A 13,025-nucleotide genomic window follows, 5' to 3' on the forward strand; every position below is an offset into this window, starting at 1 on the left:
AAGTGAGTCATGGGTTTGGCATGCCGCCAGTGGCTTCATCGCCTACATAAACATTATCGACAACAGGTTTTTAAACTTTAGAGATTTTAAAAATATTTAATGCTTGTTGATTGATTCTAAAAGAAAAAAGCGCCGACAAGCGGCGCTTTTTTTGCATCAATAAGGGTATTAACGCAGCAGGGACAGCATGGTCTGCGGAACCTGGTTGGCCTGGGCCAGAACGGAAGAGCCAGCCTGTTGCAGGATCTGCGCACGAGACATGTTGGACACTTCCGTTGCGTAGTCAGAATCCTGAATACGGCTGCGCGCTGCAGACAAGTTGTTTACGGTGTTGTTCAGGTTGGTGATGGTGGACTCGAAACGGTTCTGAGATGCACCCAGCAGGCTGCGCTGGTTATCAACAGATTTGATTGCCGCATCGATGTCTGCCAGCGGGCTACCATCTACCGCACCGGAAGCGTCAACAGTGCCGCTCAGTACGTCAAAGCCTTCAGCTTTGGTGGTACGTGCAGTACCGTTAATTGTCTGACCAGAGGTATCAAAGGTTGCGCCAGTGGCGTTGTACAGGTTGAAGCTGTCAGAGCTGGTCAGGTTGATAGCGATAGTTTCGTTATCTTTAGAGCCTACCTGGAAGCTGTAGCTGCTAGAACCGGTACCGGTGTTCAGCACTTTGATGCCGTTGAAGTCGGTCTGCGTGGTAACGCGGTTAATTTCTTCCATACGCTGGTTAACTTCAGCCTGGATGGAGTCGATGTCAGATGCAGAGTTAGAGCTGTTCTGTGCCTGAACGGTCAGGTCACGGATACGCTGCAAGTTGTTGTTGATCTCGCCCAGCGCGCCTTCAGCGGTTTGTGCCAGAGAGATACCGTCGTTGGCGTTACGTGCAGCAACACCCAGACCGTTGATGTTAGAGGTGAAACGGTTAGCAATCGCCTGACCTGCAGCATCGTCTTTTGCGCTGTTGATGCGCAGACCAGAAGACAGACGCTCGATTGCAGTCCCTAAAGAAGACTGTGATTTGCTCAGGTTGTTTTGAGTCATCAGAGAAAGGGTGTTGGTATTAATCACAGCCATGGTAAGTATCCTTCAAAATTGAGTCATGTGCTTGGCATAGTGCCAACGGCTTCATCGCCTGTATAAAGATTATCGACACCACATTTTTAAACTTTAGGTTTTAAAACTATTTATTGTTTTTGATTTGATTCTAAAAGAAAAAAGCGCCGACAAGCGGCGCTTTTTTTGCATCAATAAGGGTATTAACGCAGCAGAGACAGCATGGTCTGCGGAACCTGGTTGGCCTGGGCCAGAACAGAAGAACCAGCCTGTTGCAGGATCTGCGAACGAGACATGTTGGACACTTCCGTTGCGTAATCAGAATCCTGAATACGGCTGCGCGCAGCAGACAGGTTGTTTACGGTGTTGTTCAGGTTGGTGATGGTGGACTCGAAACGGTTCTGAGACGCACCCAGCAGGCTGCGCTGGTTATCAACAGATTTGATTGCCGCATCGATGTCTGCCAGTGGGCCGCCATCTACGCCACCGGTAGAGTTCACTGTACCGCTCAGCACGTCAAAGCCTTCAGCTTTGGTGGTACGTGCAGTACCGTTAATTGTCTGACCAGAGGTATCAAAGGTTGCGCCAGTGGCGTTGTACAGGTTGAAGCTGTCAGAGCTGGTCAGGTTGATAGCGATAGTTTCGTTATCTTTAGAGCCTACCTGGAAGCTGTAGCTGCTTGAACCGGTACCGGTGTTCAGCACTTTGATGCCGTTGAAGTCGGTCTGCGTGGTAACGCGGTTAATTTCTTCCATACGCTGGTTAACTTCAGCCTGGATGGAGTCGATGTCAGATGCAGAGTTAGAGCTGTTCTGCGCCTGAACGGTCAGGTCACGGATACGCTGCAAGTTGTTGTTGATCTCGCCCAGCGCGCCTTCAGCGGTCTGTGCCAGAGAGATACCGTCGTTGGCGTTACGTGCAGCAACACCCAGACCGTTGATGTTAGAGGTGAAACGGTTAGCAATCGCCTGACCCGCAGCATCGTCTTTTGCGCTGTTGATACGCAGGCCGGAGGACAGACGCTCAATGGCGGTGCCCAGAGATGACTGGGATTTGCTCAGGTTGTTCTGAGTCATCAGAGAAAGGGTGTTAGTATTAATAACAGCCATAGTGTATTCCTTTGAATTAGTTGTCAGATTTAGGCGTCTGCCTACGGCTTTCTCGCCGTCAATGTGATTATCGACACCGCTTTCTCAACCTTTAGAAAAAAGATCATTTTTTTAAAGGCGCAAACTACCCATTATTTGCCTCCTTTATTTGCGCATTGTTTTTTTAAATTAACGCTAATCTTTTTTGCGTTTCTGCCGATAGACCATCCAGTGATTGTCTCAATAAAGGATGAAGTGTTATGGCAAGTATCAGTTCGCTCGGCGCAGGTACCAATCTGGGACTCAGTACGTTGTATGACAATTTACAGACTGCTGAGCAGACCAAACTGACACCGATTACTACGCAGCAAACCTCTTATAAAGCAAAACTCACTGCGTGGAACGTGGTTCAGGCTTCGTTAACCAAATTACAGACGGCTTCTGACGCGTTAAAAAATACCTCGGCTATTGCTCAGGCAAAGGTGTCCACCACCAACTCGGCATTTAGCGCCACGCTTTCCACTAGCGCAACAGCGGGCACCTATTCAGTTGAAGTCAGTTCTTTAGCCGCTTCACAGTCTTTGCTCAGCCCGAAAGTGGCCAGCAAAGATACCGATCTTGGCGACAGCAGCATGAGTTCGCGCACGATCACGATCACTCAGCCAGGCCAGAAAGATCCGCTGACCGTCACACTGGCTAGCGATAAAACCAGCCTTTCTGATGTGCGTGACGCGATTAACGCCAAACAGGGCAGCGTGACCGCCAGTATTATTAAAGCAGACGACAACAGCTATTATCTGGCACTGACGTCTCGTGATAGCGGCACGACGAATAAAATGACCGTCACCACGGATGACGCTGAACTGGCTAAATACGTGAGCTACGATCCGGCAGGATCAAGCAATGTCATGACCGAGCAGGTTGCGGCTTCCGATGCGGTCGTAAAAATTAACGGGATTGAAATTACCCGTAGCAGCAACACCATTACCGATGCGCCAGAAGGCGTAACGCTGAACCTGACCAAAACCAATAAAGGCAGCCCAGAAACGCTGACGGTGGTGAAAGATAACCAGCCGATGCTCGACGCGGTTCAGGCTTTTGTGGACGCGTATAACTCGCTGCAAACCACCATTGGTAACCAGACGAAATATACCAAGGTTGATCAGGGTAATGGCGCGCAGGACACCAGCAACGGCGATCTGTTGGGCGATGGTACGCTGCGCAGTATTCAGACTCAGCTGCGTTCAAAACTCTCTGCGCCTCAGGGTAGCGGCGATTTAGCCACTCTGTCTCAGTTGGGGATTACACAGGACATCACCGGTAAATTGACCGTTGATAGCACAAAGCTGAATAAAGCGCTCACCGAGAAATCGGCCGATGTGATTTCGTTCCTGTCGGGTGATGGCAAGACAACGGGCTTCGCGACCGAAACCAGCAACTTGCTGAAAAGTATCTTAGGTACCGACGGTTCCGTTAAAAACGCCACCGACGGCATTAACAAAACGTTGAAACAGCTTTCGGATCAATACGATCGCGTCAACGACCAAATTACCGCCACCATGGCACGTTATAAAACGCAATTTACCAGCTTGAGCCAGCTTGTTTCTCAGATGGATTCCACCGGTAGCTATCTGACTCAACAGTTCAACGCCATGAACAGTTAATCAATGATGAGTTGAGGTTTTACCATGTATACAAAATCGGGGATTCAGGCATATGCCCAGGTTGGCGTGGAGAGCGCCGTCCTGAGCGCCAGCCCGCATCAGTTAGTGGTACTCCTTTTTGATGGCGCGTTAAGCGCCATGAAAAAAGCCATGATACTGATTGAGCAAGGGGATATTCCCGGTAAAGGGCAGGCGCTGAGCAAAGCAATTAATATTATCAGTAACGGTTTGCAGTCCGGGATCAACCATGAAGTTGGCGGAGAACTGGCGACAAACCTTGATAGTCTTTACGACTATATGACAAGGCGCCTTTTACAGGCCAATCTTCATAATGACATTAATGCCATCAATGAAGTGGTGGAGTTACTGAATAACATCGCTGACGCCTGGAAAGAGATAGGCCCACATTCTCAAAACGTGCGGGACAATTACTAATGGATGCCAATCTCGGGTTGCTCCAGCATTATCAGCAGTTGTTAGCCACCAGCACCGCGATGCTGGTGCTGACAAAATCTGGGCGTTGGGATGAACTTATTGCTTACGAAGTCGATTACCTTTCGGCCGTAGAAAAACTTACCCGTTACCAGGATGCAAGCGAAATTGCGCCCCAGCTTCAGGCACAAATTCGCCCTATTCTGAAACAGATCCTCAGCAATGAGGTGGAACTCAAAGCGTTATTGCATCAGCGTATGGAAGAGTTAAAAGCTCTGGTTGGGCAAACCTCCCGACAACATAATCTTAATGCGACCTATGGACGTCTATCAGGCAATATCCTTTTCCCCAACGATCTCTAGATTGACGGTGGCCCTGGCGGGTGAATGAAATTTCGTATTTCACCCGCTAATTCTTTTCTTCTCGACCATACTCTCTGTGTCCTCATTCTGGAGCACGGAAGATGAAAAACCCCACTCTATTACAATGTTTTCACTGGTATTACCCCACAGGCGGTGAGCTGTGGCAGGAAGTCACTGCACTGGCACCCAATCTCAACGAGATCGGCATCAACATGATTTGGCTGCCTCCGGCTTACAAAGGCGCATCGGGCGGGTATTCCGTCGGATACGACTCTTACGATCTTTTCGATCTCGGTGAGTTTGACCAGAAAGGGTCCATCGCCACCAAATACGGTGATAAAGCCCAGCTGCTAGAAGCCATCAATGCTTTAAAAAGCAATGAGATCGCGGTGCTGCTGGACGTGGTGGTGAACCACAAAATGGGCGCGGATGAGAAAGAGTCAATCCGCGTGCAGCGTGTGAACGAGCAGGATCGCACCCAGATTGACGATGAAATCATCGAATGCGAAGCCTGGACCCGCTACACCTTCCCCGTTCGTGCCGGGCAGTATTCCGAGTTTATCTGGGACTACAAATGCTTCAGCGGTATCGACCATATCGAAAACCCCAACGAGGACAGCATCTTTAAGATCGTCAATGATTACACCGGCGAAGGCTGGAACGATCAGGTCGATGATGAGATGGGGAATTTCGATTATCTGATGGGCGAAAACATCGATTTCCGCAATCACGCCGTGACGGAAGAGATAAAATACTGGGCGCGCTGGGTGATGGAGCAAACCCAATGCGACGGTTTTCGTCTCGACGCGGTGAAGCACATTCCGGCCTGGTTCTATAAAGAGTGGATCGAACACGTCCAGGAAGTGGCCCCCAAACCGCTGTTTATCGTGGCCGAATACTGGTCCCACGAAGTCGACAAACTGCAGCACTATATCGATCAGGTGGAGGGCAAAACCATGCTGTTCGACGCTCCGCTGCAGATGAAATTCCATGAAGCGTCCCGCCAGGGCCGCGACTATGACATGAGCCAGATCTTCACCGGTACGCTGGTTGAAGCCGACCCGTTCCATGCCGTCACGCTTGTGGCCAACCATGACACTCAGCCGTTGCAGGCCCTGGAAGCGCCGGTCGAAGCCTGGTTTAAACCGCTGGCCTACGCGCTGATTTTACTGCGCGAAAACGGCGTACCGAGCGTGTTCTATCCGGATCTCTTCGGGGCGAGCTACGACGACACCGGCGGCGACGGCGAAACCTACCACATCGACATGCCAGTAATCGAACAGCTTCACGAGCTGATCCTGGCCCGCCAGCGTTTCGCCCACGGCGTGCAGACATTGTGGTTCGATCATCCTAACTGCATTGCGTTCAGCCGCAGCGGGACGGATGAGGATCCGGGCTGCGTCGTGGTGCTTTCCAACGGAGACGACGGCGAAAAAGTAATTAATCTTGGGGATAATTACGGCAACAAGAACTGGAAAGATTTCCTCGGCAATCGCGAAGAGACGATCACCACCAGCGCCGCCGGCGAAGGGACATTCACCTGCAATGGCGGCAGCGTAAGTATCTGGGTGATGGAGGATGTGTTGTAACGGGGATGGTTTGCCGGGTGGCGCTCTCGCTTACCCGGCAAACACTCACTTCACCTGGCTCTCAAGCGGATTTTTGGTCAGGTAATCTGCGCACTCCACCGTTGGACGGTCGACGCGCTGCAACTCCATTCCATCATATTCCAGCGTGTTGCCATCGCGTTCGAGCGGATAGATATCCAGCTTGCTGGTGACGTTGTAATAATCATCTGAACGCAGCATGATTTTACCCGGCACCGCAATCACGCGCTGCCACTGTCGGCAATCCAGGGTATCGCCCTGCTCTGTCACTACCAGCGTGGCGATCGCTTCCGGACTCACCATTTTGCTTTGCGGCCCTTTGGTCTGCCAGTAGCCCGCCAGATCTGAGGGAACAGGATGCTTAATCACGTCCTGATAATTATCAACCTGCACACATCCCGTTAATGCCAGCAACGCGCCAGCCATGATCATTTTTTTCATCATCTTTCCTGCCTGCGAAGAAAAAAAGATTGTGGCATTAAAGGCATGATGTCGCCAGACTTTCTGCTCTCTGAAGTCGTGTCACATGGGTAAATGCGCAATCAACGATGAACCCTCCCGCCTGCTCATGCGATTGTTTGATTCCTTAAGCGGTTATGCTCAGACTGACAATTTTTACATGCCACCGAATACCCACTGGAGAACTTCATCTTGCGCCAAAATCCCTTCGATCCTGGCTACTACAATGAGAATGAACTTAAGGACTTCGGCATCGGCTCTGTAGGAAAAAACGTCCTCATTGCAAAAAACTGCACCCTCATTGGATTAGAAAATATCTGCATTGGCGATAATGTTCGTATCGACGGTTTCAGCACCATTATCGCCGCCGCCCCCGGCTTTTTACACATCGGTTCCTGGGTGCATATCGGAGGTTACAGCGCGATTTTCGCGGGCGCAGGCGTGGCGCTGCAGGACTTTAGCGGGCTATCCCAGGGCGTTAAAATCTACACCACCAGCGACAATTATGATGGCTCCGTGATGACCAACCCCACTGTCCCGCAGGAGTTTACCGGTGTCATACGCGCGCCCGTTCAGATCGGTAAACATGCCATTGTTGGTTCGCAAAGTATTATTTTGCCTGGGGTTACGCTCGGCGAGGGTTGCGCAGTGGGTGCAAATTCACTGGTCTCTAAAAATGCGGAGGCATGGTCAGTCTATTTTGGATCACCCGCCAGACGTCTAAAAAAACGAAAAATGACACTGCTTGAACTCGAAGTGAAACTTAGAGAAAAGACTTAAGGGTTTCTCTCGGCAGGTTGATTAGCTGCTTTACAGGCTCAGCACTGCGATGCAACCGCCCAAAGGGCTATATGTGATTAACTGACAATATCCACAAGTTTGCTACCGACAGGTGAAATATCACCAGTAGATAAAATGAATGCGGTTATTGGACGTTACCAGGGTGTGCATTATTGCACTCTCTTCTTTCTGGCATGGGAAGATAGACATATTTACCCCGCCCATGCCCAACATTTGGATCTGATGAAATTAAGAAGACGTACTTAACAGGTTAAAAACCTAAACCTGCATCGACATCATTTCCTGATAAGCCGAAACCAGCTTATTACGCACCTGAATACCCATCTGCAAAGAGACCGATGATTTTTGCAAATCGGTCATCACGTCGTTCAGCGCCACACCGGGTTCGCCGAGGGAGAACTTCTCTGCCTGCGCGCGTGCCGCGTTTTGCGTGTCGCTGATGCGATCGAGAGCGGCGTGCAGCTGCCCTGCAAAGCTGACCGTCGATTGTGTGTCCGTAACGTCCTGATTACGGGCTGTCATCGCCGTTGCCTGCAACTGGCTGATCACCCCTTCAATGCCTTGTATTGCCATGACTCTCCCCTGGATGGTTTTTTACGGGGTCAAGACTAGCACCTTGTCAATGAGATAATGGCGGTAAATAGCGTTAAAAAACCAGGTTATTTGACGAATAGAAAATCCCGAATCATCAAATAATGGCAGGGCCATCAATATGGACCTTTTGTCGTGTTTGCCGACCCGGGAGTCAGTTTTGTTTCACTACACGAATAACGTTATCCACAACGAGCCACGAGGTGCGCTATGACTGCGACAGCATCGGCAGCACCGCAAAATAAATCGCTCGAGTGGATGAACCGCCTGCGCGCGAACCCTAAAATCCCGTTGATCGTGGCAGGCGCTGCCGCTATTGCGATTCTCGTGGCGATGGTCCTGTGGGCGAAAAGCCCGGACTATCGCACCCTTTATAGTAACCTGTCCGATCAGGACGGCGGGGCTATCGTCACCCAACTGACCCAGATGAACATCCCTTATCGCTTCGCCGATAACGGCGGCGCCCTGGAAGTTCCTGCGGACAAAGTCCACGAACTGCGTTTACGTCTGGCCCAGCAAGGTCTGCCGAAAGGTGGCGCCGTCGGTTTCGAACTGCTGGATCAGGAAAAGTTCGGTATCAGCCAGTTCAGCGAGCAGATCAACTACCAGCGTGCGCTGGAGGGTGAGCTGGCCCGCACCATCGAAACGCTCGGCCCGGTTAAAACGGCCCGTGTACACCTGGCGATGCCAAAACCGTCCCTCTTCGTGCGCGAGCAAAAATCGCCGACCGCCTCGGTAACCGCCACTCTCGAACCCGGCCGAGCGCTGGACGAAGGACAGATCAGCGCCATTACCCATCTGGTCTCCAGCGCCGTAGCCGGTTTGCCGCCGGGTAACGTGACCGTGGTCGATCAGGGTGGCCATCTGCTGACCCAGTCCAATACCAGCAGCCGTGACCTGAACGACGCCCAGCTGAAGTATGCAACCGACGTGGAAGGCCGCGTCCAGCGCCGTATCGAAGCGATCCTCGGTCCTATCGTTGGCACCGGCAACGTCCACGCGCAGGTTACTGCACAGATCGATTTTGCCAATAAAGAGCAGACGGAAGAGCAGTACAGCCCGAACGGCGATGCGGCTCAAGCGGTGATGCGTTCCCGTCAGCTGAACACCACCGAGCAGATTGGCGGCCAGAATCCGGGCGGCGTACCGGGTGCGCTCTCGAATACCCCTGCCCCGGCTAACGCGGCGCCAATTTCGACGCCTCCGGCGAATCAGCAGAACGGTCAGCAGAATAATGCACAGCAGACCACCTCGACGGCGGCCAGCACGGGTCCACGTAACTCCAGCCGTAACGAGACCACCAACTACGAAGTCGACCGTACCATTCGCCACACCAAAATGAACGTGGGCGATGTACAGCGTCTCTCCGTTGCCGTGGTGGTGAACTACAAAACGCTGCCGGACGGAAAACCGCTGCCGCTGACCACCGATCAGATGAAGCAGATCGAAGACCTGACCCGCGAAGCCATGGGCTACTCCGAGAAACGCGGTGACACCCTGAACGTAGTGAACTCTCCGTTCACGGCGACCGACGAAACAGGTGGCGAGCTGCCGTTCTGGCAACAGCAGTCGTTTATCGATCAGCTGATGTCTGCAGGACGCTGGTTACTGGTACTGATTGTGGCGTGGCTGCTGTGGCGTAAAGGTATTCGTCCACAGCTCAACCGTCGCGCAGAGCAGCTGAAAGCCGCACAAGAAAGCATGAATTCGCGTCAGGAAACGGAAGATGCCGTTGAAGTTCGCCTGAGCAAAGACGAGCAGATGCAGCAACGCCGTGCCAACCAGCGCATGGGCGCTGAGGTCATGAGCCAGCGTATTCGCGAAATGTCCGATAACGATCCACGCGTCGTCGCGCTGGTGATTCGCCAGTGGATGGGTAACGAAGATGAGTAATCTAAGCGGTAAAGATAAAAGCGTCATCCTGCTGATGACCATCGGTGAAGACCGTGCGGCAGAGGTGTTCAAACACCTCTCCCAGCGTGAAGTGCAGTTGCTCAGTGCGGCGATGGCGAACGTGCGTCAGATCTCTAACAAACAGCTGACGGAAGTGCTGGCGGAGTTTGAGCAGGAAGCAGAACAGTTTGCTGCCCTCAACGTCAACGCCAACGACTACCTGCGTTCCGTCCTGGTCAAAGCCCTGGGCGAGGAGCGTGCTGCCAGCCTGCTGGAAGACATTCTCGAGACGCGCGATACCGCCAGCGGCATCGAAACGCTCAACTTTATGGAACCGCAGAGCGCCGCCGACCTGATTCGCGACGAGCACCCGCAGATTATCGCTACCATTCTGGTCCACCTCAAACGTGGTCAGGCGGCAGATATTCTGGCCCTGTTCGACGAGCGCCTGCGTCACGACGTGATGCTGCGTATCGCCACCTTCGGGGGTGTCCAGCCGGCCGCGCTGGCGGAACTGACCGAAGTGCTGAACAGCCTGCTCGACGGCCAGAACCTCAAGCGCAGCAAAATGGGCGGCGTGAGAACTGCAGCGGAAATCATCAACCTGATGAAAACCCAGCAGGAAGAAGCCGTTATTACCGCCGTTCGCGAATTCGACGGCGAGCTGGCACAGAAAATTATCGACGAGATGTTCCTGTTCGAAAACCTGGTCGAGGTCGACGATCGCAGCGTTCAGCGCCTGCTCCAGGAAGTGGATTCCGAATCCCTGCTTATCGCCCTCAAAGGTGCCGAGCAGCCGCTGCGCGAGAAATTCCTGCGCAACATGTCCCAGCGTGCGGCAGATATCCTGCGCGACGACCTTGCCAACCGTGGCCCGGTTCGTCTGTCTCAGGTGGAAAACGAGCAGAAAGCGATCCTGCTTATCGTTCGTCGTCTGGCCGAAACCGGCGAGATGGTGATTGGCAGCGGAGACGATGCGTATGTCTAAGGAGCTGCCGTGGAAGCGCTGGACTCCTGACGATCTGGCCCCTCCGATGACGGAGTTTATGCCCGCGCTGGCCCCTTCCCTCACGGAAGAGCCAGACGAAGAGGCGCCAGAGCTGAGCGAAGAAGAGCAGCGTGCGCAGATGCTGGCGCAGCTGCAAATGCAGGCGCATGAGCAAGGCTATAACGCCGGTCTGAGCGAAGGTCGCCATCAGGGCCACCAGCAGGGCTATGAAGAAGGCAAAGCGCAGGGCCTGGAGCAAGGTCTTGAGCAGTCTCGCCAGCAGCAGGCGCCGATCCATGCCCGGATGCAGCAGCTGGTGAGCGAATTTCAGAACACCCTCGACGCGCTGGATAGCGTGATCGCCTCACGCCTGATGCAGATGGCGCTGGAAGCGGCACGTCAGGTTATCGGGCATACGCCGGTGGTGGATAACTCGGCGCTGATAAAACAGATCCAGGGTCTGCTCCAGCAGGAGCCGCTGTTCAGCGGTAAACCTCAGTTGCGCGTACATCCTGACGATCTCCAGCGTGTCGAAGAGATGCTGGGCGCGACACTGAGCCTGCACGGCTGGCGTCTGCGCGGCGATCCGTCGTTACATCACGGCGGCTGTAAAGTCTCTGCCGACGAAGGCGATCTGGATGCCAGCGTCGCCACGCGCTGGCAGGAACTGTGCCGCCTGGCTGCACCGGGAGTTGTCTGATGACCGCCCGTCTCACGCGCTGGCTCAACACGCTCGACAATTTTGAAACCAAGATGGCGCAACTGCCATCGGTTCGTCGTTACGGGCGTCTGACCCGCGCAACCGGGCTGGTGCTGGAAGCCACCGGCTTGCAGTTGCCTCTCGGCGCGACCTGCGTGATTGAACGTCAGGACGCCAATGAAACGCGCGAAGTGGAAAGCGAAGTCGTCGGTTTTAATGGCCAGCGACTGTTTTTGATGCCGCTGGAAGAGGTGGAAGGCATTCTGCCCGGCGCGCGCGTCTACGCGAAAAATAATGCCGGCGACGGGCTGCACAGCGGCAAGCAATTGCCGCTCGGTCCGGCGCTGTTAGGCCGTGTCCTCGACGGCGCAGGTAAACCACTCGACGGCCTGCCCGCCCCGGACACCACCGAAACCGGTGCGCTGATCACCCAGCCGTTTAACCCGCTGCAACGTACCGCCATTGAACACGTGCTGGATACGGGCGTGCGCCCGATCAACGCCCTGCTCACGGTCGGTCGCGGCCAGCGTATGGGCCTGTTCGCCGGTTCCGGCGTCGGTAAATCGGTGCTGCTCGGGATGATGGCGCGCTACACCCAGGCCGACGTGATTGTCGTCGGGCTGATTGGCGAGCGTGGCCGCGAAGTAAAAGATTTTATCGAGAACATTCTCGGTGCCGAAGGCCGCGCACGTTCCGTGGTCATCGCCGCACCGGCAGATGTCTCTCCGCTGCTGCGTATGCAGGGCGCGGCGTACGCCACCCGTATTGCCGAGGATTTCCGCGATCGCGGCCAGCACGTGCTGCTGATTATGGACTCCCTCACCCGCTACGCGATGGCGCAGCGTGAGATCGCGCTGGCGATCGGCGAACCACCGGCGACCAAAGGCTATCCGCCTTCGGTGTTTGCCAAACTGCCTGCGCTGGTTGAACGCGCGGGTAACGGCATTAGCGGCGGCGGCTCGGTGACGGCGTTTTACACGGTTCTGACCGAAGGCGACGACCAGCAGGACCCGATTGCCGACTCGGCGCGTGCCATCCTCGACGGTCACATCGTGCTCTCGCGTCGTCTGGCCGAAGCGGGCCACTATCCGGCGATTGATATTGAAGCGTCGATCAGCCGTGCGATGACCGCGCTGATTAGCGAAAAACATTACGCCCGCGTGCGTAACTTTAAACAACTGCTCTCAAGCTTCCAGCGCAACCGCGATCTGGTGAGCGTGGGGGCATATGCCAAAGGCAGCGACCCGATGCTGGACAAAGCGATTACGCTTTGGCCGCAACTGGAAGCGTTCTTGCAACAAGGTATTTTTGAACGCGCCGACTGGGAAGACTCAATCCAGGCTCTGGAACTGATATTCCCGCAGGTGTAACACAGGTGGAGGGCGAA

The 13,025-nt window shown here is 54.0% G+C and carries 13 protein-coding genes; 9 read left to right on the forward strand and 4 right to left on the reverse strand.

From position 1 onward, the window contains the following. Positions 1-168: 168 nt before the first annotated feature. Together ACB496_RS13475 and ACB496_RS13480 are read right to left on the reverse strand one after the other, a co-directional pair. The gene (locus ACB496_RS13475) at positions 169-1,074 is read right to left on the reverse strand and encodes a flagellin (protein WP_102104018.1); all 906 of its coding nucleotides are present in this window, start codon (positions 1,072-1,074) and stop codon (positions 169-171) included. Positions 1,075-1,256: 182 nt separating this feature from the next. Then, the gene (locus ACB496_RS13480; RefSeq protein ID WP_102104019.1) at positions 1,257-2,162 is read right to left on the reverse strand and encodes a flagellin; all 906 of its coding nucleotides are present in this window, start codon (positions 2,160-2,162) and stop codon (positions 1,257-1,259) included. A gap of 239 nt (positions 2,163-2,401) precedes the next feature. Between ACB496_RS13480 and fliD the strand changes: the two genes are divergently transcribed. The 4 genes from fliD to amyA all read left to right on the forward strand — a co-directional run bounded on the left by fliD (position 2,402) and on the right by amyA (position 6,188). After that, entirely contained in the window at positions 2,402-3,805 is a 1,404-nt protein-coding gene (gene fliD / locus ACB496_RS13485) for a flagellar filament capping protein FliD (RefSeq protein ID WP_123427527.1), read from the forward strand. Between the two features lie 24 nt (positions 3,806-3,829). Then, positions 3,830-4,240, forward strand: coding sequence for a flagellar export chaperone FliS (gene fliS, locus ACB496_RS13490; RefSeq protein WP_102104021.1), 411 nt, complete (start codon positions 3,830-3,832; stop codon positions 4,238-4,240). Beyond that, on the forward strand, positions 4,240-4,599 hold the full coding sequence (fliT, locus tag ACB496_RS13495; protein WP_102104022.1) for a flagella biosynthesis regulatory protein FliT: 360 nt from the start codon (positions 4,240-4,242) through the stop codon (positions 4,597-4,599). The genes fliS and fliT overlap by 1 nt, the downstream gene beginning before the upstream one ends. Positions 4,600-4,700: 101 nt before the next feature. Next, on the forward strand, positions 4,701-6,188 hold the full coding sequence (gene amyA, locus ACB496_RS13500) for an alpha-amylase (RefSeq protein ID WP_371972839.1): 1,488 nt from the start codon (positions 4,701-4,703) through the stop codon (positions 6,186-6,188). Between the two features lie 45 nt (positions 6,189-6,233). Here the strand turns inward: amyA and yedD are convergent, their stop codons facing one another. Next, the gene (yedD, locus tag ACB496_RS13505) at positions 6,234-6,647 is read right to left on the reverse strand and encodes a lipoprotein YedD (protein ID WP_123427523.1); all 414 of its coding nucleotides are present in this window, start codon (positions 6,645-6,647) and stop codon (positions 6,234-6,236) included. 210 nt (positions 6,648-6,857) lie between these two features. Between yedD and ACB496_RS13510 the strand changes: the two genes are divergently transcribed. Beyond that, positions 6,858-7,445 carry a DapH/DapD/GlmU-related protein gene (locus tag ACB496_RS13510; RefSeq protein WP_371972840.1) on the forward strand — a complete coding sequence of 196 codons (588 nt, stop codon included), beginning with the start codon at positions 6,858-6,860 and terminating at the stop codon, positions 7,443-7,445. A 279-nt stretch (positions 7,446-7,724) separates the two neighbouring features. Here ACB496_RS13510 and fliE read toward each other — a convergent pair whose 3' ends face one another. Next, positions 7,725-8,039 carry a flagellar hook-basal body complex protein FliE gene (gene fliE, locus ACB496_RS13515; RefSeq protein WP_100779700.1) on the reverse strand — a complete coding sequence of 105 codons (315 nt, stop codon included), beginning with the start codon at positions 8,037-8,039 and terminating at the stop codon, positions 7,725-7,727. Between the two features lie 228 nt (positions 8,040-8,267). On the opposite strand from fliE, the gene fliF reads away from it, so the two are divergent. Genes fliF through fliI form a run of 4 tightly spaced genes read left to right on the forward strand, consistent with a single transcriptional unit; the run spans position 8,268 to position 13,008 of the window. Further along, positions 8,268-9,950, forward strand: coding sequence for a flagellar basal-body MS-ring/collar protein FliF (gene fliF, locus ACB496_RS13520; RefSeq protein ID WP_100779699.1), 1,683 nt, complete (start codon positions 8,268-8,270; stop codon positions 9,948-9,950). Further along, a complete protein-coding gene (gene fliG, locus ACB496_RS13525; protein ID WP_100779698.1) occupies positions 9,943-10,938 on the forward strand; it encodes a flagellar motor switch protein FliG in 996 nt (331 codons plus the stop codon). Before fliF ends, fliG begins: the two co-directional genes overlap by 8 nt. Next, positions 10,931-11,638, forward strand: a complete 708-nt coding sequence (gene fliH / locus ACB496_RS13530; protein WP_100779697.1) for a flagellar assembly protein FliH — start codon at positions 10,931-10,933, stop codon at positions 11,636-11,638. The genes fliG and fliH overlap by 8 nt, the downstream gene beginning before the upstream one ends. Next, the gene (gene fliI / locus ACB496_RS13535; protein ID WP_100779696.1) at positions 11,638-13,008 is read left to right on the forward strand and encodes a flagellar protein export ATPase FliI; all 1,371 of its coding nucleotides are present in this window, start codon (positions 11,638-11,640) and stop codon (positions 13,006-13,008) included. The genes fliH and fliI overlap by 1 nt, the downstream gene beginning before the upstream one ends. Positions 13,009-13,025: the final 17 nt, after the last annotated feature.

Origin of the sequence: Lelliottia nimipressuralis, from assembly GCF_041464075.1 — a bacterium.
Lineage (GTDB): Bacteria > Pseudomonadota > Gammaproteobacteria > Enterobacterales > Enterobacteriaceae > Enterobacter > Enterobacter nimipressuralis.